At 58.9% G+C, this 24,866-nt stretch carries 22 protein-coding genes; 8 read left to right on the forward strand and 14 right to left on the reverse strand.

The features are described from left to right. Window positions 1-7 precede the first annotated feature (7 nt). Both xdhB and xdhA read right to left on the reverse strand, forming a co-directional pair. Window positions 8-2,401 (reverse strand): xanthine dehydrogenase molybdopterin binding subunit, encoded by a 2,394-nt coding sequence (xdhB, locus tag ACR0J4_RS12325; RefSeq protein WP_170643177.1) that lies wholly within the window; start codon window positions 2,399-2,401, stop codon window positions 8-10. Then, window positions 2,398-3,795, reverse strand: a complete 1,398-nt coding sequence (gene xdhA / locus ACR0J4_RS12330) for a xanthine dehydrogenase small subunit (protein WP_170643176.1) — start codon at window positions 3,793-3,795, stop codon at window positions 2,398-2,400. The genes xdhB and xdhA overlap by 4 nt, the downstream gene beginning before the upstream one ends. 343 nt (window positions 3,796-4,138) lie before the next feature. Here xdhA and dnaE point away from each other — a divergent pair, with 343 nt between their 5' ends. From dnaE to ACR0J4_RS12345, 3 genes are all read left to right on the forward strand, one after another. Beyond that, window positions 4,139-7,639 (forward strand): DNA polymerase III subunit alpha, encoded by a 3,501-nt coding sequence (gene dnaE / locus ACR0J4_RS12335; protein WP_170643175.1) that lies wholly within the window; start codon window positions 4,139-4,141, stop codon window positions 7,637-7,639. 83 nt (window positions 7,640-7,722) lie between these two features. Beyond that, the gene (locus ACR0J4_RS12340) at window positions 7,723-7,935 is read left to right on the forward strand and encodes a YMGG-like glycine zipper-containing protein (protein ID WP_419738497.1); all 213 of its coding nucleotides are present in this window, start codon (window positions 7,723-7,725) and stop codon (window positions 7,933-7,935) included. 11 nt (window positions 7,936-7,946) lie between these two features. Further along, window positions 7,947-8,309 (forward strand): hypothetical protein, encoded by a 363-nt coding sequence (locus ACR0J4_RS12345; protein WP_480668654.1) that lies wholly within the window; start codon window positions 7,947-7,949, stop codon window positions 8,307-8,309. A gap of 50 nt (window positions 8,310-8,359) precedes the next feature. Here ACR0J4_RS12345 and ACR0J4_RS12350 read toward each other — a convergent pair whose 3' ends face one another. Then, entirely contained in the window at window positions 8,360-9,118 is a 759-nt protein-coding gene (locus ACR0J4_RS12350; RefSeq protein ID WP_170643173.1) for an SDR family oxidoreductase, read from the reverse strand. Between the two features lie 132 nt (window positions 9,119-9,250). Continuing rightward, the gene (locus ACR0J4_RS12355; RefSeq protein ID WP_170440680.1) at window positions 9,251-9,445 is read right to left on the reverse strand and encodes a SlyX family protein; all 195 of its coding nucleotides are present in this window, start codon (window positions 9,443-9,445) and stop codon (window positions 9,251-9,253) included. A gap of 137 nt (window positions 9,446-9,582) precedes the next feature. Here ACR0J4_RS12355 and hisS point away from each other — a divergent pair, with 137 nt between their 5' ends. The 3 genes from hisS to hisG are packed head-to-tail and all read left to right on the forward strand — an operon-like array spanning window position 9,583 to window position 12,848. Next, window positions 9,583-11,070, forward strand: coding sequence for a histidine--tRNA ligase (gene hisS, locus ACR0J4_RS12360; protein ID WP_170480563.1), 1,488 nt, complete (start codon window positions 9,583-9,585; stop codon window positions 11,068-11,070). Window positions 11,071-11,073: 3 nt separating this feature from the next. Further along, window positions 11,074-12,162: an ATP phosphoribosyltransferase regulatory subunit gene (locus ACR0J4_RS12365; RefSeq protein ID WP_170643172.1), complete on the forward strand. Its 1,089-nt coding sequence runs from the start codon at window positions 11,074-11,076 to the stop codon at window positions 12,160-12,162. After that, entirely contained in the window at window positions 12,159-12,848 is a 690-nt protein-coding gene (gene hisG, locus ACR0J4_RS12370; RefSeq protein WP_170643171.1) for an ATP phosphoribosyltransferase, read from the forward strand. Before ACR0J4_RS12365 ends, hisG begins: the two co-directional genes overlap by 4 nt. Here the strand turns inward: hisG and ACR0J4_RS12375 are convergent, their stop codons facing one another. Next, entirely contained in the window at window positions 12,849-13,280 is a 432-nt protein-coding gene (locus ACR0J4_RS12375) for a DUF1489 domain-containing protein (protein WP_170374510.1), read from the reverse strand. Between the two features lie 134 nt (window positions 13,281-13,414). Between ACR0J4_RS12375 and ACR0J4_RS12380 the strand changes: the two genes are divergently transcribed. Next, window positions 13,415-15,697, forward strand: coding sequence for an adenosylcobalamin-dependent ribonucleoside-diphosphate reductase (locus tag ACR0J4_RS12380; RefSeq protein WP_170555895.1), 2,283 nt, complete (start codon window positions 13,415-13,417; stop codon window positions 15,695-15,697). A 389-nt stretch (window positions 15,698-16,086) separates the two neighbouring features. Here ACR0J4_RS12380 and ACR0J4_RS12385 read toward each other — a convergent pair whose 3' ends face one another. Continuing rightward, on the reverse strand, window positions 16,087-17,034 hold the full coding sequence (locus ACR0J4_RS12385) for an alpha/beta hydrolase (protein WP_170643170.1): 948 nt from the start codon (window positions 17,032-17,034) through the stop codon (window positions 16,087-16,089). 119 nt (window positions 17,035-17,153) lie between these two features. On the opposite strand from ACR0J4_RS12385, the gene ACR0J4_RS12390 reads away from it, so the two are divergent. Next, complete coding sequence (locus ACR0J4_RS12390) at window positions 17,154-17,744, forward strand: TetR/AcrR family transcriptional regulator (protein ID WP_170643169.1); 591 nt, start codon at window positions 17,154-17,156, stop codon at window positions 17,742-17,744. A 160-nt stretch (window positions 17,745-17,904) separates the two neighbouring features. Here ACR0J4_RS12390 and ACR0J4_RS12395 read toward each other — a convergent pair whose 3' ends face one another. Genes ACR0J4_RS12395 through ACR0J4_RS12430 form a run of 8 tightly spaced genes read right to left on the reverse strand, consistent with a single transcriptional unit; the run spans window position 17,905 to window position 24,814 of the window. Continuing rightward, the gene (locus ACR0J4_RS12395) at window positions 17,905-18,843 is read right to left on the reverse strand and encodes an acetamidase/formamidase family protein (protein WP_170643168.1); all 939 of its coding nucleotides are present in this window, start codon (window positions 18,841-18,843) and stop codon (window positions 17,905-17,907) included. Between the two features lie 3 nt (window positions 18,844-18,846). Then, the gene (locus ACR0J4_RS12400) at window positions 18,847-19,875 is read right to left on the reverse strand and encodes a branched-chain amino acid ABC transporter permease (protein ID WP_170643167.1); all 1,029 of its coding nucleotides are present in this window, start codon (window positions 19,873-19,875) and stop codon (window positions 18,847-18,849) included. Further along, window positions 19,872-20,768: a branched-chain amino acid ABC transporter permease gene (locus tag ACR0J4_RS12405; RefSeq protein WP_170643166.1), complete on the reverse strand. Its 897-nt coding sequence runs from the start codon at window positions 20,766-20,768 to the stop codon at window positions 19,872-19,874. Before ACR0J4_RS12405 ends, ACR0J4_RS12400 begins: the two co-directional genes overlap by 4 nt. Window position 20,769: 1 nt before the next feature. Continuing rightward, on the reverse strand, window positions 20,770-21,474 hold the full coding sequence (locus ACR0J4_RS12410; RefSeq protein ID WP_170374553.1) for an ABC transporter ATP-binding protein: 705 nt from the start codon (window positions 21,472-21,474) through the stop codon (window positions 20,770-20,772). Window positions 21,475-21,515: 41 nt separating this feature from the next. Then, window positions 21,516-22,670: an ABC transporter substrate-binding protein gene (locus ACR0J4_RS12415; protein WP_170643165.1), complete on the reverse strand. Its 1,155-nt coding sequence runs from the start codon at window positions 22,668-22,670 to the stop codon at window positions 21,516-21,518. A gap of 29 nt (window positions 22,671-22,699) precedes the next feature. Beyond that, on the reverse strand, window positions 22,700-23,410 hold the full coding sequence (locus ACR0J4_RS12420) for an ABC transporter ATP-binding protein (RefSeq protein WP_170643164.1): 711 nt from the start codon (window positions 23,408-23,410) through the stop codon (window positions 22,700-22,702). Then, window positions 23,403-24,044, reverse strand: coding sequence for a cysteine hydrolase family protein (locus ACR0J4_RS12425; protein ID WP_170643163.1), 642 nt, complete (start codon window positions 24,042-24,044; stop codon window positions 23,403-23,405). The genes ACR0J4_RS12420 and ACR0J4_RS12425 overlap by 8 nt, the downstream gene beginning before the upstream one ends. Continuing rightward, entirely contained in the window at window positions 24,041-24,814 is a 774-nt protein-coding gene (locus ACR0J4_RS12430) for an N-formylglutamate amidohydrolase (protein WP_170643162.1), read from the reverse strand. The genes ACR0J4_RS12425 and ACR0J4_RS12430 overlap by 4 nt, the downstream gene beginning before the upstream one ends. Window positions 24,815-24,866: the final 52 nt, after the last annotated feature.

Here is a 24,866-nt window from a genome sequence, read left to right on the forward strand (position 1 = left end):
AGATGCCTCATTTCATCCGCTGGACGCCGCGCCAGACGTCCTCAGCCGTGGCGGGTGCATCCAGCGCCGGATAGCTGTCGCCGCAGGCTGCAACCGCATTGGACAGGGCCAACCATGCCGATATTCCCAGCATGAAAGGCGGTTCACCCACCGCTTTTGAGCGATAGATCGTGTCCTCGCGGTTCTCGCCAACCCAAAGCGCGACGTTGAAGATATCGGGCCGGTCTGAGCAGGCGGGGATTTTGTAGGTCGATGGCGCATGGGTGCGCAGGTTGCCTTTGCCGTCCCAGACCAATTCCTCGGTCGTCAGCCAGCCTGCGCCTTGCACATAGCCGCCTTCGACCTGTCCGATATCCAACGCTGGGTTCAGCGATGCGCCTGCATCATGCAGGATATCGGTGCGCAGAATGCGGTTCTCGCCGGTCAGCGTGTCCACGGCTACCTCGGTGACCGACGCCCCATAAGCGAAGTAAAAGAACGGACGACCGCGGCCAGCGATCCGGTCCCATTCGATCTTGGGTGTCTTGTAGAAGCCGGTCGCCGACAGGCTGATGCGCCCCTGATAGGCCAACGCGGCGGCTTCGGCGAACGTGTAGCGTTCTGCGCCAACCGCAACATGGCCATCAGAGAAGGAGACTGTCGACGGGTCGGCCTGATGACGTTCGGCCAGATAGTCGGCCATGCGGTCGCGGATCGTGTCGCAGGCCGCTTTGACCGCCATGCCGTTCAGGTCACTGCCCGAAGACGCCGCCGTGGCCGATGTGTTGGGCACTTTGGCCGTATCGGTCGCGGTGATCTTGACCATCTCCAGCGGAATGCCAAAGCGCGACGCAGCGACCTGCGCGACCTTCTGGAACAGGCCTTGACCCATCTCGGTGCCGCCATGGTTCAGGTGGACCGAACCGTCTTGATACACATGCACCAAAGCACCTGCTTGATTGAGGTGGGTCAGCGTGAAGGAAATCCCGAACTTGACCGGAGAGAAGGCGATGCCCTTCTTGATCACACTGTTTTCGGTGTTCCATTTTTCGATGGCAGCCTTACGCGCGGCATATTTGCTGGATTTCAGTAGAGCTTCGGTCAAGCCATGTAGTTCAAAGTCGCTGACCTCCATCCCGTAAGGCGTGGTGTTGCCACCTGCGGGTAGGGGGCGCACGGGCGCGTCGCCCATCTCAACTGCGCCGCGACTGGTCAGGTCTTCATGCGGATCAGGGTGGCCCATTGGTTTCTCCACCGGTGCGGCCTCAGCAACCTTGTGAGCGGGTTCGTAGTAGTTCCGACGGCGCAGCTCGACAGGGTCCAGACCCAGCGCATGCGCGGCGTGGTCCATCACGCGTTCTATCCCGACCATGCCCTGAGGGCCTCCGAACCCGCGATAGGCGGTGGCGGATTGGGTGTTGGTCTTCAATCGGTGGCTCTCGATCCGCGCATTGGGCAGAAGGTAGGCGTTGTCCGAATGCAGCATCGCGCGGTCGGCGACGGGCAGAGACAGGTCCTGCGCCCAGCCGCAGATGGCGTAGTGGTGGAACGAGACGCCCTGAATATGGCCGTTCTCATCAAACCCGGCTTTGTAGGAAATACGGAAGGCGTGGCGTTTACCGGTGATGATCATGTCATCGTCGCGGTCATAGCGCATTTTGCAGGCCTTGCCGGTTGCGCGCGCGGCAATGGCACAAGCCACGGCCAGAGCGTTGCCCTGACTTTCCTTGCCGCCGAACCCGCCGCCCATACGCCGAGTCTCAACCCGGACCGCGTGCATGGGAACGCCCAGTGCATCGGCGACTTTGTGCTGAATCTCGGTTGGATGCTGGGTTGAGCTATGGACCAGCATTTCCGCGCCTTCATTGGGCACAGCCAGAGCTGCCTGTCCTTCGAGGTAGAAATGCTCTTGCCCGCCAAGCTCGAAGCTTCCTTCGATGATATGGGCCGCACTGGCGATTGCGGCATCCGCGTCGCCCTTGGCGTAGATGCGGGGGCCATCCTCGAACCGGCTGTCGGCGGTCAGAGCGTCTTCGACGGTCAGGATCGGGGTGTCTTCGGCATAGTCGATCTTACCCAACCGCGCGGCTTTGCGGGCGGCTAGGTGGCTGGTGGCGACAACCAGAAACACGGGCTGACCGATGTAATGCACCGTGCCGTCCGATAGCAGCGGTTCATCATGGATCGAGGGAGAGACGTCGTTGGCAAAAGGAAGATCTTCGGCCGTCATCACCTGCACCACGCCATCCGCAGCTTTCACGGCCGACAGGTCCATCGCGGTGATCGTACCTTTGGCAATCGGGCTCAGACCAAAGGCCAGATGCAGGGTGCCCTTTGGCGTCGGGATGTCATCCACATAACGTGCGGCACCGGCCACATGCAGCGGGGCCGCGTCGTGGGGGAGGGGTTTGGTCACGCTCATGCCGTCACCTTGAGCACGTCTGTCACTTCGCCCTGATCTTCGAGGAAATACCGTTGCAGCATCGCTTTAGCGGTCTCCAATCGATAGGTTGCCGAGGCGCGCATGTCCGTGAGTGGTGAATAATCTTCGGCAAAGCTGGGCAGCGCGGCGTCAATCACCGCACGCGTCCAGGGTTTGCCGATGAGTGCGGCCTCGACATGGGTTGCCCGTTTAGGAGTCCCCGCCATGCCGCCAAAAGCGATGCGCGCTTGGGTGACGGTGCCCTTGGATACGGTGATATTGAAACAGCCGCAAACGGCCGAGATATCCTGATCGAATCGTTTGCTGAGTTTGTAAGCCTTCAGTCGATCCGCTTGACGCGGGAAACTGACGGCCTCGACAAATTCGCCGGGCGCGCGGTCTTGCTTGCCGTAATCGATGAAGAACTCTTCCAAAGGGAGGGACCGGCGGGCGTCGCCTTTGCGAAGGTGCAGAGTTGCAGCCAATGCGATCAGCGCAGGCGGGTTGTCCCCGATAGGCGAGCCATTGGCGATGTTACCGCCGACGGTGGCTGCGTGGCGCAACTGAACGCTGGCATAGCGACGGATCATTTCGGCGTAGGAGGGGTGGAGATCAGCAATAGCCTCGCCCATCCGGTTCATGTCGACCATTGCCCCGAAGCGGATTTCGTCGTCGGTGATTGTGATCTGTTTGAGGTCTTCGCAGCCGTTGAGGAAGATCACCGGGTCAAGCTCACGCAGTTGCTTGGTGACCCAAAGGCCGACATCGGTTGCACCGGCGATGAGTGTCGCGTTGGGGTGCCGTGCATAGACTTCCGCCAATTCGTCGGATGACGTGGGGAGGAAGGGGGGCTCTGCCCCCCGGCCTGTGGCCTCCCCCCGAGGTATTTTTGGACAAGAGAAGGACTGGTCGCTAGTGATCCATTGCGGGACGGGTTGCGGTTCGGCGGCTTTGGCGGCGCGGATAATCGGGGCGTAGCCGGTGCAGCGGCACAGGTTGCCGGCCAGTTGGGTGTCGTGGTCGGTTGCGCCATTTGCGTGACTGGCAACCATCGACATCACAAAGCCGGGGGTGCAGAAGCCGCATTGCGAGCCGTGTAGATCGACCATCGCGCTTTGGACCGGATGAGGTTCATCGTTTGGGCCGCTTGCGCCCTCGACGGTGCGGACGGCTTTGCCGTGCAGTTGGGGCAAGAACAGGATGCATGCGTTCAATGCCTTGGCACTGCCCTCTTCGGTGACCATCACGGTGCAGGCGCCGCAATCGCCTTCGTTGCAGCCTTCCTTTGTGCCAGTCAGGCCGCGTTCCTCTCGCAGCCAGTCTAGCAGGGTGACCGTCGGACTAACATCCGACAGCTGCACTGTCTCTCCGTTCAGAAGAAACGTGATGTCCATTCGTGAAACCCGTCGCCTTACCCGGTTGCGCCCGTTGGGCCCTCCTTCGATGCGACGTAGAAAGAGTGGCGGGCGAAGTGCTTGCCGTCAGATGTTAGAAACAGCGCACCTTATCTGGCAAGGAAAACTGCCTATATGATGCACCATTGGACCGGAACGACCTGTGAATATTGCAGTTGTTTAGAAGTCAGGCACTTGTAAATAAACACCATTTTTGAAGCGGTGCTGAGTCTGACCCGAAGCACCTTCTAAAAAATCAGAATAATCGCTGCTGATTTTTTAAGCAGTCCACAGAGTCGGTTCCCGCTTTTTCGTCGCTGCTGACTGGGATAGCGTGCGGGGTATGAGCAGTACCCCTCGATTCATTCACCTTCGCGTTCACACTGAATATTCCCTGCTGGAAGGCGCTGTGCGGCTGAAAAAGCTGCCCAGCCTTTGCGAGAAGGCCGAGATGCCCGCCGTTGCGGTGACCGACACCAACTCGATGTTCTCGGCGCTGGAGTTTTCAGTCACCGCCAGCGGGGCCGGGATTCAGCCGATCATGGGGTGTCAGGTCGATCTGACCTATGTGCAGCCAAAACCCGGTGAGAAACTAAAAGCGCCTGCGCCTCTGGTGCTGCTGGCGCAGTCCGAGGTTGGGTATGAGAACCTTATGAAGCTGAGCTCCTGCCTTTATGTGGACAAAGGCGGGCAGTTGCCGCAGGTCACGTTGGAGGAGCTGGCGGATCGGTCGGCGGGTCTGATCTGTTTGACTGGTGGACCAGAAGGCCCAGTGGGCATGTTGCTGCAGCAAGGGCAGCGCCCGGCGGCTGAGGCTCTGGTCGACCGGTTGTTGGGGATGTTCCCGGATCGTTTGTATATCGAACTGCAACGCCATCCGGGCGAGGACGGCCAGCCCGAGGCCGAGCGCTTGACCGAGCGTGGTCATGTCGAGATGGCCTATGCCAAGAATCTGCCTTTGGTCGCCACCAATGACGTCTATTTTCCGACCTCGGATATGTATGAGGCCCATGACGCGCTGATCTGCATCGCCGAGGGGGCCTATGTCGATCAGCAAGCCGGTCGCCGCCGTCTGACCGCTCAGCATTATTTCAAGTCGCAGCAGGAAATGGTGACTCTGTTCGCGGATTTGCCTGAGGCCATTGAGAACACGGTCGAGATCGCGCGCCGTTGCGCCTTTATGGCCTATCGCCGGGATCCCATTCTGCCCAAGTTTGCCGATGATGAAGTGGCCGAACTGCGCCGCATTGCGAATGAGGGTCTGCAGAAACGTCTGGCCGTGATCCCGCACGCGGTGACGCCTGAGGAATATCAGGAACGTTTGGATTTTGAGCTCGGGATCATCGAAGGCATGGGGTTCCCCGGCTACTTCCTGATCGTTGCGGACTTTATCCAATGGTCCAAGGATCATGACATTCCGGTCGGACCGGGGCGGGGCTCGGGTGCGGGGTCTCTGGTGGCCTATGCCCTGACGATCACCGACCTTGACCCGCTGCGCTACAGCTTGCTGTTCGAACGCTTTTTGAATCCAGAGCGGGTTTCGATGCCCGACTTCGACATCGACTTTTGCATGGATCGCCGGGAAGAGGTGATCCGCTACGTGCAGCAGAAATATGGGCGCGACAAGGTGGGGCAGATCATCACCTTTGGTGCGTTGTTGTCCAAGGCTGCCGTGCGCGATATCGGGCGCGTGCTGCAGATGCCTTATGGGCAGGTCGACCGGCTGTCCAAGATGATCCCGGTTGAGGGGGTCAAACCTGTTTCCATCGAAAAGGCCCTGAAAGATGAGCCGCGCCTGCGCGAAGAGGCGCGGAATGAAGAGGTCGTCGAACGGTTGCTCAACTACGGCCAGCAAGTCGAAGGGCTGTTGCGGAACGCCTCGACCCATGCGGCGGGTGTGGTGATCGGTGACCGGCCGTTGGACGCGTTGGTGCCGCTCTATCAGGATCCGCGCTCTGATATGCCCGCGACCCAGTTCAATATGAAATGGGTGGAGCAGGCCGGGTTGGTCAAATTCGACTTTCTGGGTCTGAAAACGCTTACTGTGATCCAGAACGCGATGGATCTGATCTTCAAATCCGGGCGGCCTCTGCATGTCGCGGCGGACGGGACAGAACTCTATGAGCCCGCCGACGGGGCCGAGAACCAGATCAACGCGATCCCGCTGGATGATGAGGCGACATACAAGCTCTATTCCGCGGCCAAGACAGTGGCGGTGTTCCAGGTGGAATCCTCGGGCATGATGGACGCGCTCAAGCGCATGAAACCTACCTGTATCGAGGATATCGTGGCCCTTGTGGCGCTCTATCGCCCCGGTCCGATGGAGAACATCCCGACCTATTGTGAGGTCAAAAACGGGTTGCGGAAAATCGAATCCGTGCATCCGCTGATCGATTACATCCTTGAGGAAACGCAGGGCATCATCGTCTACCAAGAACAGGTGATGCAGATCGCTCAGGTGATGGCCGGGTATTCCCTCGGCGGCGCTGACCTGCTGCGCCGCGCGATGGGTAAGAAGATCAAAGAGGCGATGGATGCCGAACGCCCGAAATTCGAAAAGGGCGCCGCAGAGAATGGTGTGGATGCCAAGAAAGCCTCCGAGGTGTTCGACCTTTTGGAGAAATTCGCCAACTACGGCTTCAACAAATCCCACGCGGCCGCCTATGCGGTGGTCAGCTATCAGACCGGCTGGCTGAAGGCGAACCACCCGGTTGAGTTCATGGCAGGCGTCATGAACTGCGATATCCACCTGACTGATAAACTGGCCGTTTACTTTGAAGAGGTCCGCAAGGGGCTGGACCTGCCTTACATCCCGCCTTGCGTGAACCGCTCTCAGGCCACGTTTGATGTGGACAATGGGCATCTTGTCTATGCGCTGGGCGCGTTGAAAAACGTGGGTGTCGAGGCGATGAGCCTTGTGGTTGATGGTCGGGGCGACAAACCCTTCGTCAACCTCTTTGACTTCGCGCGCCGCGTTGATCTGAAAAAGGTCGGCAAGCGCCCCTTGGAGATGCTGGCACGGGCCGGAGCCTTCGACGAGTTGGACAAGAACCGCCGCCGCGTGTTCGAAAGCCTCGATCCGCTTGTGCAGTATTCGGCGGCGATCCACGAACAGAAGAACTCGAACCAGGTGTCATTGTTTGGCGAGGCCGGGGACGACCTGCCCGAACCGCGCCTGTCGCCGACGCCGGACTGGCTGCCCGCAGAAAGGCTCAGCGAAGAGTTCAAAGCCATTGGCTTCTACCTGTCGGGCCACCCGCTGGATGATTACATGCCTGCGCTGAAACGCAAACAGGTGCTGACCTTGGATGAGGTGACGGAAAAAGCCCGCTCTGGCCCTCTGATCGCGAAGATGGCCGGGGTTGTTGCCGGCCGACAGGAACGGAAATCGGCCCGCGGCAACCGCTTTGCCTTTGCGCAGTTGTCTGACCCGACTGGTGCGTATGAGGTCACGCTGTTCTCGGAAACGCTGGAGAAATCGCGCGAATATCTTGAGACCGGCGCGCAGGTGGTTCTGACCGCCGAGGCGACGATGGAGGCAGATCAGCTGAAACTTCTGGGTCGTTCGGTAGGTCCGGTAGATTCGGTTGTGGCCGAGGCGGGTGCGACCGGCCTGCGCATATTCGTCGATCAGCCGCAGGTGCTGCCCACAGTGGCAAGCGTGCTGGTGGATGCCGCCAGCGCTGCGAAGGGGGCTGCAAAAGGGCCGATCCAGCTGTGCCTGATGGACCCAGGACTGCCGGGCGATGTCGAGATGGATCTGGGGCAGGACTTCCCGATCAACCCGCAGATCAAAGGCGCGATCAAGTCGCTGGATGGCGTTCTGTCAGTGGAAGAGGTCTGATCCCGGCTTTATTGCCACAGCGATGTCCCCCGGCTAGGCTGTAACTGCACATTCTGTGACAGATGAAACAGGAGGGTTAGGGTTTGGCACTTTCAGCTATGGGCTCCAAAGCGTTGGTATTGGCGGGGGCGATCTCGCTTTCCGTGGCGACTGCGGCTTTTGCGGACGACAAAAAGAAGAAGCAGACAATCGAAGGTGCGTTGATCGGCGCCGGAGTTGGGGCCCTGATCGGTGACGGCAAGGGCGCGGCAATCGGCGGTGTGGCCGGTGCGATTATCGGACATAACTGGAAGTGATTGCGATGCGGATGAAAACTCTCAAGCCTGTTGTCTTGGCATCACTTTTGGTGGCTCCGGTCTTTGCTTTGGCCGACGAAGCGGCCCAGCAGATGGTCGAAGATGCCCTGCCTGTCATGCACTACACCTGTGCCTCAATCGCCGAAGAGGCGGACGGGGATGAGGCCTTTGTTGTTGAGGTCGTGGGCAAGATGACGGCTCTGTCTCTCTACAATCGTCAGATCAATATCGAGGACCACGCGGCCGCAGATGAAGACAAAGCGAAACTGCGCGAAGCGTTCATCGCCGCTCTGTCTGAGGGCTGTGCTGCGGATAAAAACGCCCTTCTGGGCGGGGTTGTCGATAACGCCGTGAAATCGTCGCTGGGTTTGTAAACCTTAGCATCCTGTTTTGCGTCCCGACGCGGACAAATCGTGGGTGAATCTCAGTTGCTCGATCGTAGCGCCGGCAAGCCCACGCCAGTGCTTTCGAACCCGCCGTCGGACGCGATCACCTGACCCGTTACGTAGCTGGCCTGGTCCGAGCAAAGGAAATAGATCACCTGCGCGATCTCATCCTCCGAACCGTATCGGTTCAGTGGGATAGCGTCATGATAGGCGGCGATGATTTCGGGCGAGTGGACTGCCATTGCAAGCTTGGTACGGACCGGGCCCGGACACACGCAATTGGCGCGTATACCGAATTCTCCTAGTTCGGCGGCTTGTTGCTTGGTCAGGTGGATGACACCCGCCTTCGACGTTCCGTATGCGACGCGAAGTGTGCTCGCCCTCAGCCCCGAAATCGATGCGATGTTTACGATAGCGCCACGGCTTTTGCGTAGGGCCGGTATAGTCGCCTGAGAGACCAGAAACACGCCATCAAGGTTGGTTTCCATAACCCGACGCCACACTGCGAAATCGTGTTCCTCAATTGGCCCGAAATCTGCGACACCCGCGTTGTTCACCACAGCATCAACGCGATTGAATTCGGCGAGAACGGCCTTGACCACGCCAACAACCTGATTTTGATCCGAAACGTCCGCGACGAACGCAACCGCACCGTCTAGATCCTTTGCGGCAAGAGAAAGCGCCTCAGAGTCACGATCGATCATCGCAACGTTCCAGCCGTTTTGTAGAAACAGTTTTGTTGTCGCCAGCCCGATGCCACGCGCGGCACCTGTGACAAGAGCAAGTCTGTCGGCCATTGAACGTCTCCTGCCAGTGAACTGATATTAAAGTATTAGCCTACCAACAAGATTTCGAACGGTAACCCTGTGATTAGTATAGGGCGTGACCAGCAAGAACCAGAAAAGCAGGCATCAACATCGAAATCTGTCTCAATAATGCGGCGGGCGTTCGTCTCCGAACACGACCCCGCCCGAGCCTTCCTGCGCCCGTTCGGCCTCGCGCTGCAGCAGCATTTCGACGCGGCGCGTCAGGCGGTCGATCTCGGATTGCTGGCGTGTGACGACGGTGTTCAGCTCTTCGACCGTGCGGGTCAGATGGGCGATCTGTTCTTCTAGATGCTGCATGTTGATTTCCTGTGGGGTCTGCTTCAGGGACGGTCATAGCGGGCCTGCAAAGCCAAGACCAGCGAAAGCGCGCCTTGCCCCGATGCGGGCCATGGGATAGACCGCGCGCGGAACATGACCCGTGAAGGACGCCCCCGATGGCCAAGCCCAAGAAACAGCCCCGCCCCAAGGCCGTAACGCCGAAAGGGTTCCGTGACTATTTCGGCGAGGAAGTCACGCAGCGCACCGAGATGCTGCGGACGATTGCAGGCGTGTATCATCGGTATGGGTTCGACGCTTTAGAAAGCAGCGCGGTCGAGACTGTCGAGGCGCTGGGCAAGTTCCTGCCCGACGTGGACCGCCCGAACGAAGGCGTCTTTGCTTGGCAGGAGTTTGACGAAGGCGGCAACGGCGATTGGATGGCCCTGCGCTATGACCTAACCGCGCCTTTGGCCCGAGTCTACGCGCAGCACCGCAACGACCTGCCGACGCCCTATCGCCGTTATGCGATGGGACCTGTATGGCGGAACGAAAAGCCGGGGCCGGGGCGCTATCGTCAGTTTTATCAGTGCGATGCGGATACGGTCGGCACCGCCTCGATGGCGGCGGACGCCGAGATCTGCGCGATGCTGTCGGACACGCTGGAGACGGTGGGCATTCCGCGCGGCGACTATCTGGTGCGGGTCAATAACCGCAAGGTTCTGAACGGCGTGCTTGAGGCAATGGGGCTGGGTGAAGACGCCGCCGCCCGCGACAACGTTCTGCGCACCATCGACAAGTTCGACAAGGTCGGTGAGGCCGGTGTCCGAGAGCTGCTGACCAAGGGCCGTCTGGACGCCTCTGGCGCGTTTATCGATGGTGTGGGTCTGAGCGACGATCAGGCCGAGCCTGTGCTTGCCTTCCTGACCTCCAAAGCTGCGGATACCGCCGGAACGCTCGCGAACCTGCGTGCGGCGGTTGGCGACAGCAAGATCGGTGCGGATGGCATTGCTGAACTGGAACAGATCGGTTCGCTGCTGGATGCGGGCGGCTACGGTTCGGACCGGATCGAGATCGACCCGTCGGTAGTACGCGGTCTCGGCTACTACACCGGCCCGGTCTATGAAGCCGAGCTAACTTTTGAGATTTTCGACGAAAAAGGCCGCAAGCGTCAGTTCGGTTCCGTCTCAGGTGGTGGTCGTTACGACGATCTGGTCAAGCGCTTCACCGGGCAGGAGGTGCCTGCAACTGGTGTCTCCATCGGTGTCGATCGCCTGCTGGCCGCTTTGCGCGAAAAGGGTCGTCTCAGCGCGCAGGCGACAGGGCCTGTGGTCGTCACCGTTATGGATCGCGACCGTATGGCCGATTATCAGGCGATGGTGGCTGAGCTGCGGAATGCCGGCATTCGGGCCGAAGTCTACTTGGGCAATCCGAAGAACTTCGGCAATCAGCTGAAATATGCAGACAAACGGAATTCTCCCATCGCGGTGATCGAAGGCGGTGACGAAAAGGCCAATGGCATCGTTCAGATCAAAGACTTGATCCTTGGTGCCAAAATCGCCGAAAGTGCCACGCTGGAGGAATGGAAAGAACGCCCCAGCCAGTTCGAAGTGCCGCGCGGTGATCTGGTCGCCAAGGTGCGTGAAATTCTGGACAGTCAGGACTGAGCCATGGCCAACCGTTCCCAGATACAGGCCCGCGCCGCGATGATGCGCGTCCGGTTCGAGGCCGCAGGTGCGCAGGTGGTTGATACACCATTGCTGCAACCGGCCGAGACACTGTTGGACCTCTATGGCGAAGACATCCGCGGACGTGCTTATGTCACGACTGACGCCCTGCGGGGCGAGCAGATGCTGCGCCCGGATTTCACTCTACCAGTGGTGCAGATGCACATGAGCGACGGCGCAGAACCCGCGCGTTATACCTATTCCGGAGAGGTCTTTCGCCGTCAGGAGCATGACCCGGACCGGTCGAATGAATATATCCAGGTGGGCTATGAGGTCTTTGATCGCGACGACCCATCCGGCGCGGATGCCGAGGTGTTTTCGCTGTTTGCGTTGCAGTTGCGGGGCCTGCCTCTGCGGGCGGCGACCGGGGATATCGGAATTCTGACCGCAGCCGTCGAGGGCCTTCGCACGACCGAGCGTCGCAAGACCGCCCTGATGCGGCACCTCTGGCGCCCGCGCCGATTCCGTATTCTTCTGGATCGGTTTGCAGGTCGCAAACCGGGCCCCGAAGGGCGCGACGAGTTGCTGAATGCCGCAGATCCTCTGGACAATGACATTCCGATGATCGGCAAGCGCCGTGCCTCCGAGATCGAGGCGCGGATCGAAGCTTTACGTGAAGATCGCGACACGCCGCCCATCTCAGACAACGAACTGGCCGGGTTGGAGACGCTTTTGAATGTGCGTGAGACCATGCCATTTGCACTGGAACAGCTGCGCGATGTGGCGGTCGACCTGCCTCAGATCACGCAGGCGCTTGATCGTCTTGAAGCCCGGATCGCAGCGATGCAGGCGCGGGGCGTCGATGTTGAAAGGTTGGATTTTGAGGCTGCGTATGGCCGGACCTCGATGGAGTATTACGACGGGTTTGTCTTTGGCTTCTACGCCGAAGGTCGCCCCGACTTGCCTCCGATCGCCACTGGCGGGCGCTATGATGCGCTGACCCGGCAGTTGGGCAGTGGCGAAGAAATTCCGGCTGTTGGCGGCGTCATCCGTCCCGACCTGATGCTCGAGATCGAGGAGGACGCGCAATGAGCCTTAAACTGGGCGTGCCCTCGAAGGGCCGGTTGATGGAAAAGACCTTCTCGTGGTTCGAAAAGCGCGGCATCACTCTGTCGCGCAGCGGGTCGGACCGGGAATATGCGGGCAAGGTCGAGGGGATCGAGGATGTCTCGCTGATCCTGCTGTCGGCGGGGGAAATCCCGCGTGAGCTGGCAGCAGGTCGTATCCAACTAGGGGTCACGGGCGTTGACCTTGTGCAAGAAAAGCTGCCGCGCTGGGAACAGCAGGTTGAAGAAATCGCCGCGCTTGGCTTTGGCAAGGCTGACCTGATCATCGCCACGCCTGCCTGTTGGGTCGACGTGGATACGCTGGACGATCTGGATGCAGCCGCCGCTGCGTTCCGCAGAACACATGGTCACCGGCTGCGGATTGCGACCAAATACCACCGTTTGGTGCGTGAGTTTCTGACCGATGCCGGGGTGGCCGACTATGCTCTGGTCGATAGCCAGGGCGCGACCGAAGGCACCGTGATGAACGAAACGGCTGAGGCCGTTGCCGATATCACCTCGACCGGTGAAACATTGCGGGCCAATCACCTGAAGATTCTGTCGGACGGTCTCATCCTGCAATCGCAAGCGACCCTGTGGCGCAGTCGTGTGGCGAGCTATGAGGCGGGCGACAAAGCGGTTTTGTCCGAGCTGTTGGATCGCCTGCGCTGACTACAATATGCCAATTTCGGCCAGAGCGCGGTTCAGATCGTCTGGCAGGGCGTCGTCCTGCTCACGCGATTTTGGAAGATCGGCTGGGGTGTCTTCGGGTTTCAGATAACGCCAGCCTTGAAAGGGGCGTTTCAACGCGTTCTGGGTGCGATGAACCTCAGGATCGAGAACAATGGCGCAGCGGCGGATGCCGTCCTCACCGCGTACCTCATCAAGGCGCAGGATGCGCTGGCGGCATTGGATCACGCCTTTGATCACCCAATAGATCGAACCTCCGTTCAGGATCTCGGCCTCGCGCTTTGGCCACATGCGCGTCACGTGGCGCGGGCAACCATCCGCGTAAAGCGGCTTGCGGCTGTCCTGCCATGCCATCAGTGTGTCGACGCTCTCCGACCCGACCGAAAGTTTGACGAGATTCACGAATTTATCCACAGTTTACCCACAGAGTCGCCCCAAAGGAATTGGTTAAGAAGGTAGGGTTAACGGGTTATTGCATCAAGTCATAGTAGCGCTACGTGGCCAATTTGGTCTATCTTGTATGCCTCGCAGCTGAATAGGAATCACCAATGAGCCGCTTTGCCGCCCCCATCGCCGAGCAGATCTGGGACATGAAATACCGCTTCAAACAGGCGGATGGCACGCCCATCGACCAGACGGTCGAGGACAGCTGGCGACGTATCGCGCGCGATCTGGCGCGGGTCGAGAAAGACCCAGCCCATTGGGAAGAAAAGTTCTACGCCGCGCTAGAGGATTTCAAATACCTGCCTGCCGGCCGCATAACCGCAGGCGCTGGGACCGCGCGACAGGTGACCCTGTTTAACTGCTTCGTCATGGGCACCGTGCCCGATAGCATGGGCGGCATCTTCGATATGCTGAAAGAGGCCGCGCTGACCATGCAGCAAGGTGGGGGAATCGGCTATGATTTCTCGACCATCCGTCCCCGCGGGGCGGATGTGAAAGGGGTCGCTGCGGATGCATCGGGGCCTTTGTCGTTCATGGATGTCTGGGACGCAATGTGCCGGACGATCATGTCCGCAGGCTCGCGCCGGGGCGCGATGATGGCGACGATGCGTTGCGATCATCCCGATATTGAACAGTTCATCACGGCCAAGTCCGACCCGGCCCGTCTGCGCATGTTCAACATGTCGGTGCTGGTAACCGACCCGTTCATGGAGGCCGTCAAGGCTGAGGGCCCGTGGGAACTGGTGTTCGGTGGCAAGGTCTATCACACCGTTCAGGCGCGGGACCTGTGGAACAAGATCATGCAGGCCACCTATGACTATGCCGAGCCGGGCGTGATCTTCATCGACCGCATCAACGCGGCCAACAACCTGAGCTATGTCGAAACGATTGCCGCGACCAACCCCTGTGGCGAGCAACCTCTGCCACCTTATGGCGCGTGCCTGTTGGGCTCGATCAATCTGGCCCGGTTGGTGGTTGAGCCTTTCGAAGACGCGGCGCATCTGGACGAGGATGCTCTGAAAGAGCTGGTCGCCACTGCTGTGCGCATGATGGACAATGTGGTGGACGCGTCGAAGTTTCCTCTGCCCGAACAGGAGGCCGAGGCGCAGGCTAAGCGCCGCATCGGGCTGGGTGTGACAGGTCTGGCGGATGCGCTTTTAATGTTGGGCCTGCGCTATGGCTCTGACGAGGCGGCGCGTCAGACCGAGCGCTGGTTGCACGCGATCGCCCGCGCCGCGTATCTGGCCTCGGTGCAATTGGCGAAGGAGAAGGGGGCGTTCCCCTTGTTCGATGCCGAGAAGTTCCTTGCCAGCGGCACGATGCAGCAGATGGATGACGATGTGCGCGATGAAATCCGCTCGCATGGGATCCGTAACGCTTTGCTGACCTCGATCGCTCCAACGGGCACGATCTCTCTCTATGCTGGGAACGTGTCGTCGGGGATCGAACCGGTCTTTGCCTATGCCTACACGCGCAAGGTGTTGCAAAAGGATGGCTCGCGCACCGAAGAAGAGGTGGTGGACTATGCCGTGCAGATGTGGCGCGACAAGTTTGGCGAAAAGGACCTGCCGGAGTTTTTTGTGAATGCGCAGACGCTTTCTCCGTCGGATCACGTCAAGATGCAGGCCGCGGCGCAGAAATGGATCGACAGTTCGATTTCGAAGACAATCAACTGCCCCGAGGACATCAGTTTTGATGCCTTCAAGGATGTCTACATGCAGGCCTGGGATCAGGGCTGCAAAGGCTGTACGACCTATCGCCCCAATGATGTGACCGGCTCGGTTCTGACCGTATCGGAAAGTGCAGACACGGCGCCTGGTGAAAGCGCGGCTGCACCGCATGAGGTCGATGGCGGTGACGTCGTATACATGTCCGAGCCGCTGGACCGCCCGCAGTCGCTAGAGGGGTCGACCTACAAGTTGAAATGGCCCGACAGTGAGCATGCGATCTATCTGACGATCAACGATATTGTCATCGGAGGCCGCCGCCGTCCGTTCGAGGTGTTCATCAACTCGAAGAACATGGAGCATTACGCCTGGACGCTGGCGCTGACCCGCATGATCTCGGCCGTTTTCCGGCGGGGTGGGGATGTGTCCTTCGTTGTCGAAGAGCTCAAGGCCGTGTTCGACCCGCGCGGTGGAGCTTGGGTGAAGGGCAAATATATCCCCTCGATCCTGGCAGCGATTGGCGGGGTGATCGAGCAGCACATGGTCAATATCGGCTTTCTCGAGGGAGAGGGGATGGGGCTGAAGTCTGACCCTCAGGCGCAGGTCGTCAACATGGATGCACCGCGCGGCAAGGCATGCCCGTCTTGTGGGCAGTATGACATGGTGATGATAGAAGGCTGCATGACGTGCAGAAGCTGCGGTCACTCGAAATGTGGCTGAGGTGAGGCGCAGAACCCGTTTGTGTGAACGGCAAGGAAAAACGAACCCATACTCGTCAGTATTGCCGCCCATACGCAAGGTCATTTGCGCCCGCAATCCGAAACTCTTGGGTTTGTAGGGATGAAAAAGCGCCGGGTTTTTTGATCGCCGAGACCTTTTTTTGTGAGCTGGGAAGTACACACCGAAATCTCGCGTGGTTTGTACCAACAACAGAACATTGGCCAGCTGCTCGGATCGCATCTGTAGGCATCATTCCCTGACGGACTAGCACGCCAACTTGCGGCAGCTTCTGAACTATTTCCTCTTGCTTGTGTCTCTTGTTCGACATTCGCGGCCGACCGTTTCTCAAACAGAACGGTGGACCAAATCAAACGAAGCACTCCATCGCGTTAATTGTTGAAGAACTCTGCCACTGCATCGGTCGACGCTTTCACGGCCTCGGGCTTGTAGTAAAAGTCTACGTGGCTGAATTCATCGAATGCCAACTCTTTGTGGTCATTGGTCAGTTTTTCGACAAATGCGGTCGAGCAGATCGCTGTGGAGGCATTTGTGCCGTAGATGGTCAGCGACGGCTGCACGATTTTGTCCGCATAGGCTTCACAAATTGAGAACAAAGACTGCATGGGCTGATCAGCAATGTGCATGTTGGTATAGTTGGGAACTGCAACCGGCCCCTTAGCACCATCACGGCCGTAATAGTCATAGGTTTCGCCAGCCATGTCCGGGTAGGCCGCCGCTTCCGTGAACTCTTCACGAGACATTTCGTCGTTCAAGCCGAACGGTGCAACGTAGTCTGGTTCGCCGGTTTCATATTGCTTCTGCATCGAGGCATTTGCTGCGTCGATCATCTGATTGGCCATATCGCGGTCGGTCCACTGGAACGCGTCCGAGGCCATCATGCCCGACACCATAGCAATTTTCTTGATACGGTGGTCTGTCACCGCTGCCGATGCGATGGTCTGACCGCCCTGACAGACGCCCAGGCCATAGATTTCTTCGACGAAGGGTAGCGTACCCAGGTACGAAACCGCGTCCCAGGTGTTTTCGATCAGGCGGAAATTGTAGCGCGATTGTTTGAATTCGCCGGGCAGTGCGGGGCTATCGCCCATCCCCAGATAGTCGAAGCCAAGATAGATGAAGCCACGTGCCGCCATTTCAGGGCCGTAGGTCGCAGGTATTTGATCCTTGACCTGCGGGAACGGGCTGGCTCCCACGATGGCCTTGTAGGCCTTGGTCTCATCAAAACCTTCGGGCAGGTAGAGATCACCGGCCAAATCCACGCCAAAAGATTTAAAGGTCACTGCGTTTTTGCCAGCGATGAAAGTTTGGGGGGTCATGGTTTGGGTCCTTTCGAGGTCAAGCAGGATTGCACCTTGCTAAAGTAAATCGCTTTGTTTACTTATGTTGAGGAGGTGAAGGTTGTAAACACACTTTTTTACTTTTTGAGGCGAAATCCGTGAAACGTACTGAAAAGAAAAGAAAAGATATTATCGATGCAGCAATCGATGAGTTTCGGGAACAAGGATTTCTGGGGGCCAGGACGACCTCAATCGCCCAAAAAGCAAATGTTTCGAGTCGCACGCTCTACAACCACTTCGAAAGCAAAGAGGCCCTCTTCGAAGCAATCTCAGAAATCATGTTGGAGCAGAACAGGAGTATGCAGCCGGTTGCCTATGACCCAAGTCGTGACTTCGTTGAGCAGCTGAAAGACGCTCTTTGGGGGTACATCTCGATCATAACGGAAGAGACAGCAATTGGTCTAAACCGCATGGTCCTTTCTGAGCTGATCCGCGACCTCGATCGTTCTCGGAAATTCTTCACGGAGACAGAAGCGCACGACTACCCGATGACGCAGTTGATCGGCGAAGCCATGGACGCTGGCGTGATCCGAAAAGCCGATCCGGTCTTCGCGACCAACCAACTCTTGGGGCTCGTCAAAAACTTCTTCTTCTGGCCGGAGTTTTTCCTTGGTGAGAACCCGACCCCCGAGGGCGTAATGGACGATTGCATCGCCATGTTTATGGCGCACTACAAAACGGGCAGTTGAACCGCTGGTGAGACGCTTTGCGCTGGTCGTCACAATGGCGAAAGAACCGAAGCCGAAGGTCACCTACTGAAAAGATCGCTTATGTTCCGACTTATTTTGAACGACTGACTGCTTCCGGCATCGACGGCATACCTCCGGTACTCAGAAGTTGCCGCATTCTTCAGTCCAGAACGGTCTTTGGAAAGTAGAATGAGACCGTCCAGTTAGGGATATCCACGATCTCACTGATCCGTAGGTCGCCGCAGACCGAGCAGAGCATGTAGGCATCAAGCGCTGACATCCCCGTCGTGGCCGAGATCCAGTCGACCATGCCCGCCACTGCATCGCGGGCGGCTTGCATGAGATCCTCGCCGATGCCTGTCGTCGCCTTGTAGCCGGAGGTATCGAAATGGCGGGTGACGGGGCCGTTGGTTTCAAACCGGGGGTAGGGCAGGTTTTCGCCTTTAAGAAGGTCGATTTTGATGGCCACGTCCATAGGGCTTTCGATGGCGGTGCCGCAAATCTCGCCATCGCCTTGCGCCGCATGGGTGTCCCCCAGAGACAGCATCCCGCCCGCCACTTCAACCGGGAGGTAAAGCGTTGTGCCCACGCAATTGTCGCGGATGTCCAGGTTGCCCCCAACCCGGCGTGGAGGGACGACGGAGTGCAGGCCCGTCTCGGCCAGCGCCAGTCCGATTGTGCCGACGAACGGTTTGAGCGGCACCTTACCGCCGGGGCCGAACAGGGCAGGGGTCATCGCATTGGCGTCATAGTTCCAGATATGCAGGGCTGCGTCGGGAAATTGATCGGTCAGCAGGCCAAAACCGGGGATGTTGGCGGTCCAACCCCAGCCCGAAGGTTTGAAATCCAGAAAGGTCACGGCAACGGTATCACCGGGCTCGGCCCCTTTGATGTGGATCGGTCCTGTGACCGGATTGACCGCGTCAAAGGACAGCGCACCCAGGTCAGCCACGGTCGAGGAGGCGTTCAACTGCCCGCCCGAGCTGTCGATGGTTTCGACCTCGACGGTCTCGCCGGGGTCGACGCTCAGGACGGGTTCGATGGAGTTGTCCCAGCCGAAATGGTGGTTGTGTTTGTGGATGGTGTGGTTGCAACCCATGACTTACTCCTGTTTTTTCAGAACCAGGTCTTCGATTTCTTGATCACCCATGATCCCTCCGGGGCGCAGGGCCATAGTCAGCACGATGACCGTTCCCAGCGCAATGCCCGACAGGCCCAGCACTTCGGGCAGGTCGATGCCCAGCAGGAGCGGGCCGGTTTCCAGCCAGCGCACGCATTCCAACCCGAACGAGATCAGAAGCGTGCCCAGAACCGCACCTGTGACCGTTCTCATTCCCCCAAGGATCAGCATGGCGAGTGTCAGAAAGACGTGGTTGAAATAAAAGGGCCGTGCGCTGATCGTGCCAAGGAAATAGGCGTAAGCAATCCCGGCGACCGCAAGCAGGATGGCCGACAGGACCCAGGCAATCAGGCGTAACCGGCGAATATTCACACCCATTGCGGCGGCTCCGACCTCATCATCGGCGCAGGCCCTCAGTTGGATACCCCAACGGCTTTCGCGAAACAGGCGCACTACGAAGACAACGAACACGGACAAGATCACGATAGACGTCAATGAAAACACCTGCGGAATGCCGAAAAACGCCTGGTTTCCTTTGAAAATGTCGGTGCGGTACAGGAATACCGAGTGCACGATGACCAGGACGGCAAGGGAAAAGATGGTCACGCCAGACCCTGTCAGGCGCACGACAAACAGTCCTACGATCAGGGCCAGAACCGCGGTGATAGCAATGGCAAGCATGGCTGAACTGACCGGATCCAACGAGAAGGCATTCAACCCCCAAGGCGCATCCGGCAGAGAGATGGATTTGACCGTCACCGGCGTCACGCAAATCGCGGCCACATAGGCTCCGATCCCCATGAAGGCGCTATGGCTGAGGTTGGTCAGGCGCGCATTGCCCATGAACACCTGCATGGCCAGAACAACCAATAGGTTCACGTAGGCGCTGTAGACCAGCCGAAGCTGATAGCGGGAGCCGAAATAGGTCACGATCAGCCCAATCGTGATCAATACGGCGGCCAGGATCGCAGCGCCCACCAGCCCGCGTTTCTGACTGGGGTTCAGGATCATATCTTGTCCCCCTTCTCAGTCGGGGGTGACAGGATGCCATCCGGCCTCCAAACCAGAACAAGGGCTATGATTCCAAAGACAAAGGCGTCTTTCATGCCGCCATATTCCTGCGGCAGAAGGACCAGCATCGCGACCTCGATGGCGCCGAGAAGGAAGCCGCCCAGCACGGCTCCGGGCAGGCTGCCAAACCCTCCGACGACGCAGGCCACAAAGGCCTTGAGAACCGGGTTGAACCCCAGATGAGGATCGACCGACCCGCGCCGCGCCATGATGAAGATACACGCCAATCCGGCCAGCAGGCCCGACACCATGAAGGCCACCGCAAACACCCTGTTGGATTTGACGCCGACCATGCGGACCATCTCAAAATCCAGCGAGGCGGCGCGCATGGCCAGACCCAGCGTCGTGCGTTTTAGAAACAGCATCAGTCCGACGATCACAAGGACTGTCGTCACCGCCTCGAACACTTGAAGGGAGGATACCTGAACGCCGAAAAGCTGCACGGGCCAGTCGAGGAAATACAGCGACGTCACAGCGACGGGGCGTGGTGAGACCGCAAGTAGAAACACGTTCTGGAGTATGATTGAGACACCAAAGGCGGTCAGCAGACCGGTTGTCGGGTCTGCGTATCGCACGGGTCGAAACGCCACGCGTTCAAGCAGAAGGGACATCAGGATCGCAGCCGCGATGGCTCCGCCTATCACGATGAACGGGTTATTCAGCGCCAGTGCGGCAAAGGCTACCATCGTGTAGCCGCCAACCGCGATCACCTCACCATGGGCAAAGTTCACCAGCCCCATGATCGAAAAGACAATCGCCAGACCGAGTGCAATCAGCGCATATTCCGCACCAAAGGCGAGCGCGTTCATCATCTGCTGGGCCACATATTCCATGTCAGGCGATCCCCGTCAGTTCCGCCATAAGCGCGCTGCTTTGGCCCAGTGTTTCCTTGGTTCCCTCGGCCACGATCCGCCCATTATTCAGAAGGTAGGCGTAGTCCGAAAGGCGCAGCGCCTGCGTTGCGTTCTGTTCAACCAGCAGGATCGTCATTCCCTGCGCTTTCAGGTGTTCGATCATCCGGAAAATCTGGCTTACGATCTTGGGGGCCAGGCCCAGGCTCGGTTCGTCCAGTAGTAGGATCTTGGGGCGTGTCATCAAGGCGCGGGAAATAGCCAGCATCTGCTGCTCTCCGCCCGACAAGGTGCCAGCCGGTTGGTCTCTGCGTTCGCCAAGGATTGGAAAGGTCTCAAGCCAGTGGGCGATATCGGTGTCCTTGGCCGCGCGGTCAGAACGTGTGGCGCCGCCGAGAACTAGATTTTCCTCGACGCTCAGGTTCGAGAAGATGCGGCGTCCTTCGGGGGCCACGGACATACCCGCCTGCACGCGTGCTTCCACCGGCAGCGCCGAGATATCGGCCCCGTCAAAAGTGATCCGGCCCGAGGACTTGACCACCCCCATCAGCGCCGAGATGGTCGAGGTCTTGCCCGCGCCATTGGGGCCCAGCAAGGACACACAGCGGCCCTTTTCCACGGCGAAAGAGATGCCGTGCACGGCCTCGATCGGACCGTGAGAAACTATTAGTTTTTCAACATTCAGCATGGGATTTGAAACGGGGGCTGGAACCGCCCCCGTCATTTGGCTCAGTTCCAGTCTTTCGGTGTGTTTTCGGGAATTTCGTTCGAGATCAGAACCCGCTTGCCATCTTTATAGCCAATCACAGGGATCGTGCGCTGGGCATAGGTTTTCGTGTCCTTGAACGAAATGCTGTCGACTGTCAGCACCGGGATCGAGTCGGCTGTACGGATCGTCTCTGCAATCACCGCCGGGTCGCTGCTGCCCGAGGTTTCGACCGCCCAGGCAACGGCCTTGACCGTATCAGCGCCGGTGGCCGGGAACAGGCCGGGCACATCGTGGCCCAACTCCTTGCAGTCTGCCATGAACTTGACCACGGCGCTTTCGTCATGGCTGGGGGCCAGCGTGGCAAAGAACACCTTGTCGAGGATTGCAGGATCATCAGCCGCGACAGCATCCAGGGATGGATCGTCAAACCCATCCGAGCCGACCACCCAGGCGTCGATACCAGCGCTGCGCAGCTGTCGGACCAGCACACCGATATCGGGCATGATCGAGGAAATATAAACGGCGTCGATCTCTTCACCCAGTGCTTTCATGTCAGCGATCTGAGGTGACCAGTCCGATGTGCCAAAGCTGAAGTTCATCTTCGCCAGCACCTTGCCGCCACCCTCTTCGATCACTTGTCCGAACCACAGCGGGGTACGCGCGGACCACGATCCGCCTTCGTCCGAGGTCAGCAGAACCACGTTCTTGACCCCTTCGCTGAGCGCGTAGTTGGCAGCTGCCGTTGCCGTGAACGGATCAGGCGAGACGCCGGTAAAGAAGTTGTTCACGATGCCCGCGTGCATCTCGACTTGAGTGGATTGGGGTTGGAAGATGGAAACGCCGTAAGGTTGGGCGATCTGAGCCACCGGGATCATCGTGTCCGAGAACGGCGTGGTCCCCAGCATCACAACGCCTTCGTCCAGAAACTTCTGCGCCAATGAGATGGCCGCCTGTGTATCACCCGCGGAATCCTGAACCAGAACTTCGATCTTCTTGCCTCCGGCACCGCCATCGGCGTTGATCATGTCGGCCATGCAGCGCGCGCCGAGATATTCGGAATAGATCGCCAGATCTCCGGTCATCGGCACGCCCAGCCCGATCTTGATCGTGTCTTCGGCGACAGCCGGCATCGCCAAACTCATGGCGGTCAGAGTGGTAAGGGTCAACTTCTTCATACTTGTTCTCCTGTTGAAAGCCGCCTGCGTCACGCGGCACGTTCATCGGTTTCGCCAAGATAAGCGTCGATAACCTCTTGGTTCTTGGTTATTTCTTCGGGTGCGCCTTCGGCAATGATGGCGCCCATGTTCAAAACGGTGATCGTGTCGCAGAGCGACATGATGAATTTAAGATCGTGATCAATCACCAAAATCGCGCAGTCCGAATGTGTCCGCACCCATGTCAGCGACCGGCCCAGAGCGTCGGTTTCCTGTTCGTTCATCCCTGCGGCGGGTTCGTCCAGCATCAGGACACGCGGGTTCAGGGCCAGCGCGCGAACGATCTCCAATCGCCGAAGCTGCCCATATGCCAACGACCCGGCATTTTGGTTGAGCTTGTCCGACAGACCGAACTCGGGGATCGCGGCGTCGACGATTTCCGCGCCGCGGCCGGAATAGCGGGCGACGTCGATGTTTTGCGCGACGCTGAGGCTTGGAAAGACCCGCAGGTTCTGAAACGTCCGCGCCACACCGCGCGCCGCGCGTTCGTGGGCGCGCAAGTTGTCCAGCGGCTCGCCATCCAGCGACAAGCTGCCCGCCGAATGGGTCAGCAGGCCCGAAATCAGGTTGACCAACGTTGTCTTGCCCGCCCCGTTGGGGCCGATCAAACCGCGCACCTCGCCCGGTGCGACAGACATGGTCACATCCTCAACGGCGTGTACCCCGCCAAAAGTCTTGGTGATGCCGTTCAGATCAAGCACCGGCCAATTCCTCGACCAGTTCTTTTGTGGTGACCTGTCGGCAATAGCCTTTGATCGCGCGCAGAGAATTGTCGTGCCGGTCCTGCGTATGAGTCAGGCAGGCATCTTCGACCTGAGTGACAAGGTAGCCCAGATCACACGCGTCACGGATGGCGCTTTCGACGCATTGATCCGTCAAAAGACCGGACAAAACAACTTGGCGAACGCCAAGGTTGCGCAGGATGTAGTCAACATGCGTGGACACAAACACCGAAGAGGACGTCTTCGGCAGCACGATCTCATCGCCTTGGGGCGCGATCTGGTCAATGACCTTTCCGTCCCAGCTGCCCTTGGGAACATGAAAACCCGTTATCTTGTAGTCCAGTGACCGGTCCCGCCCGTCGAGCGTCAGGCTTTCGATATTGGTGTACATGACCTCGACGCCGGCAGTGCGGCAGGCGGCCTGTATGGCCTGCATGTTCGGGATCACGCGGTTGTCCAGCTGATCGAAAAACCAGCCGTATTCCTCATTGAATTCGGCCTCAGGCAGTTCTTTGAATTCGGCTCCTTCCCGGTGTGCCGAATAGTTCTGCACGTCAATGAACAACAGCGCGGATTGCGATGGGATAAGTGGAACATTTCGGGTCAAACTCACGTCTTGGTCTCCAATATCCGGGTAAAGGCTTCGGCGAGAAGCTGCGCCCAATCTTCGACGCCTTTTGTATCGCGGATCAGGTCATTGCGGATCTCGACCAGCGAATGTGCCAGTCCGCGCGGTTCGGCGAAATGCGGTATGAACCAGTCGCTTTCACTGTCGATCTGATAGGGCTGGTTCAACGTCATGTGCAGATCGGGACGTAGGGCCGAGATATGGTCGATCGCGGCCTGCCCCGTGGTCGGGTCAACGCGGGTCAGAAATCCGGCGTGCCAAGGCCGCGCCTCACCATCGACCTGTGCGGCGAAGGAATGGATCGACACCGCAAGCACGCGCGGTGCCCTGTCCAGCATATGTTCAATGGCTGCGTTCAGAGGGGCCATGATCTCACGCTGACGCGCCTTGCGATCCTCAACGGTCAAGTTCAGATTGGCTGGGATCTGCTCTCCAAAGCTGTTTGGCGGAATTGAATCCGGGGCTTCGATTGGGCGGTTGCAATCAATCACAAGCCGGGAATAGCGCTGCAAGATCAAAGGGGCCCGTAGCCGGTCAGCCAATTGCCGTGCAACGGCCTCGGCCCCTATATCCCAACCGCGATGGCTGGCCTGCACCTCTTCCGAGACGCCAAGATTGCCCAGCTTTTTCGGGATCGCGCGCCCGGCGTGTTCGCAGAGCAGCGCGATCTTCGCATCACTGTCAGGGTTCACCCATTCCACCGGGGCGGGATCCCCGGCGACCAGCAGTTCTTGGGTCGCGGCTGAAGTTTTCATGTGGTCCAAGTTAGAGAACAAGTTTTTTCAGAGTCAATGAAAAATAGATTGA

This window comes from Ruegeria sp. B10 (assembly GCF_056539825.1).

Coding starts and splice junctions, on each gene's coding strand:
- xdhB (WP_170643177.1), bottom strand. CDS start 2,401: ATGAGCGTGACCAAACCCCTCCCCCACGACGCGGCCCCGCTGCATGTG.
- ACR0J4_RS12415 (WP_170643165.1), bottom strand. CDS start 22,670: ATGAAGAAGTTGACCCTTACCACTCTGACCGCCATGAGTTTGGCGATG.
- ACR0J4_RS12410 (WP_170374553.1), bottom strand. CDS start 21,474: ATGCTGAATGTTGAAAAACTAATAGTTTCTCACGGTCCGATCGAGGCC.
- hisS (WP_170480563.1), top strand. CDS start 9,583: ATGGCCAAGCCCAAGAAACAGCCCCGCCCCAAGGCCGTAACGCCGAAA.
- ACR0J4_RS12405 (WP_170643166.1), bottom strand. CDS start 20,768: ATGGAATATGTGGCCCAGCAGATGATGAACGCGCTCGCCTTTGGTGCG.
- ACR0J4_RS12380 (WP_170555895.1), top strand. CDS start 13,415: ATGAGCCGCTTTGCCGCCCCCATCGCCGAGCAGATCTGGGACATGAAA.
- dnaE (WP_170643175.1), top strand. CDS start 4,139: ATGAGCAGTACCCCTCGATTCATTCACCTTCGCGTTCACACTGAATAT.
- ACR0J4_RS12365 (WP_170643172.1), top strand. CDS start 11,074: ATGGCCAACCGTTCCCAGATACAGGCCCGCGCCGCGATGATGCGCGTC.
- ACR0J4_RS12385 (WP_170643170.1), bottom strand. CDS start 17,034: ATGACCCCCCAAACTTTCATCGCTGGCAAAAACGCAGTGACCTTTAAA.
- ACR0J4_RS12350 (WP_170643173.1), bottom strand. CDS start 9,118: ATGGCCGACAGACTTGCTCTTGTCACAGGTGCCGCGCGTGGCATCGGG.
- ACR0J4_RS12345 (WP_480668654.1), top strand. CDS start 7,947: ATGAAAACTCTCAAGCCTGTTGTCTTGGCATCACTTTTGGTGGCTCCG.
- ACR0J4_RS12430 (WP_170643162.1), bottom strand. CDS start 24,814: ATGAAAACTTCAGCCGCGACCCAAGAACTGCTGGTCGCCGGGGATCCC.
- ACR0J4_RS12400 (WP_170643167.1), bottom strand. CDS start 19,875: ATGATCCTGAACCCCAGTCAGAAACGCGGGCTGGTGGGCGCTGCGATC.
- xdhA (WP_170643176.1), bottom strand. CDS start 3,795: ATGGACATCACGTTTCTTCTGAACGGAGAGACAGTGCAGCTGTCGGAT.
- ACR0J4_RS12355 (WP_170440680.1), bottom strand. CDS start 9,445: ATGCAGCATCTAGAAGAACAGATCGCCCATCTGACCCGCACGGTCGAA.
- ACR0J4_RS12395 (WP_170643168.1), bottom strand. CDS start 18,843: ATGGGTTGCAACCACACCATCCACAAACACAACCACCATTTCGGCTGG.
- hisG (WP_170643171.1), top strand. CDS start 12,159: ATGAGCCTTAAACTGGGCGTGCCCTCGAAGGGCCGGTTGATGGAAAAG.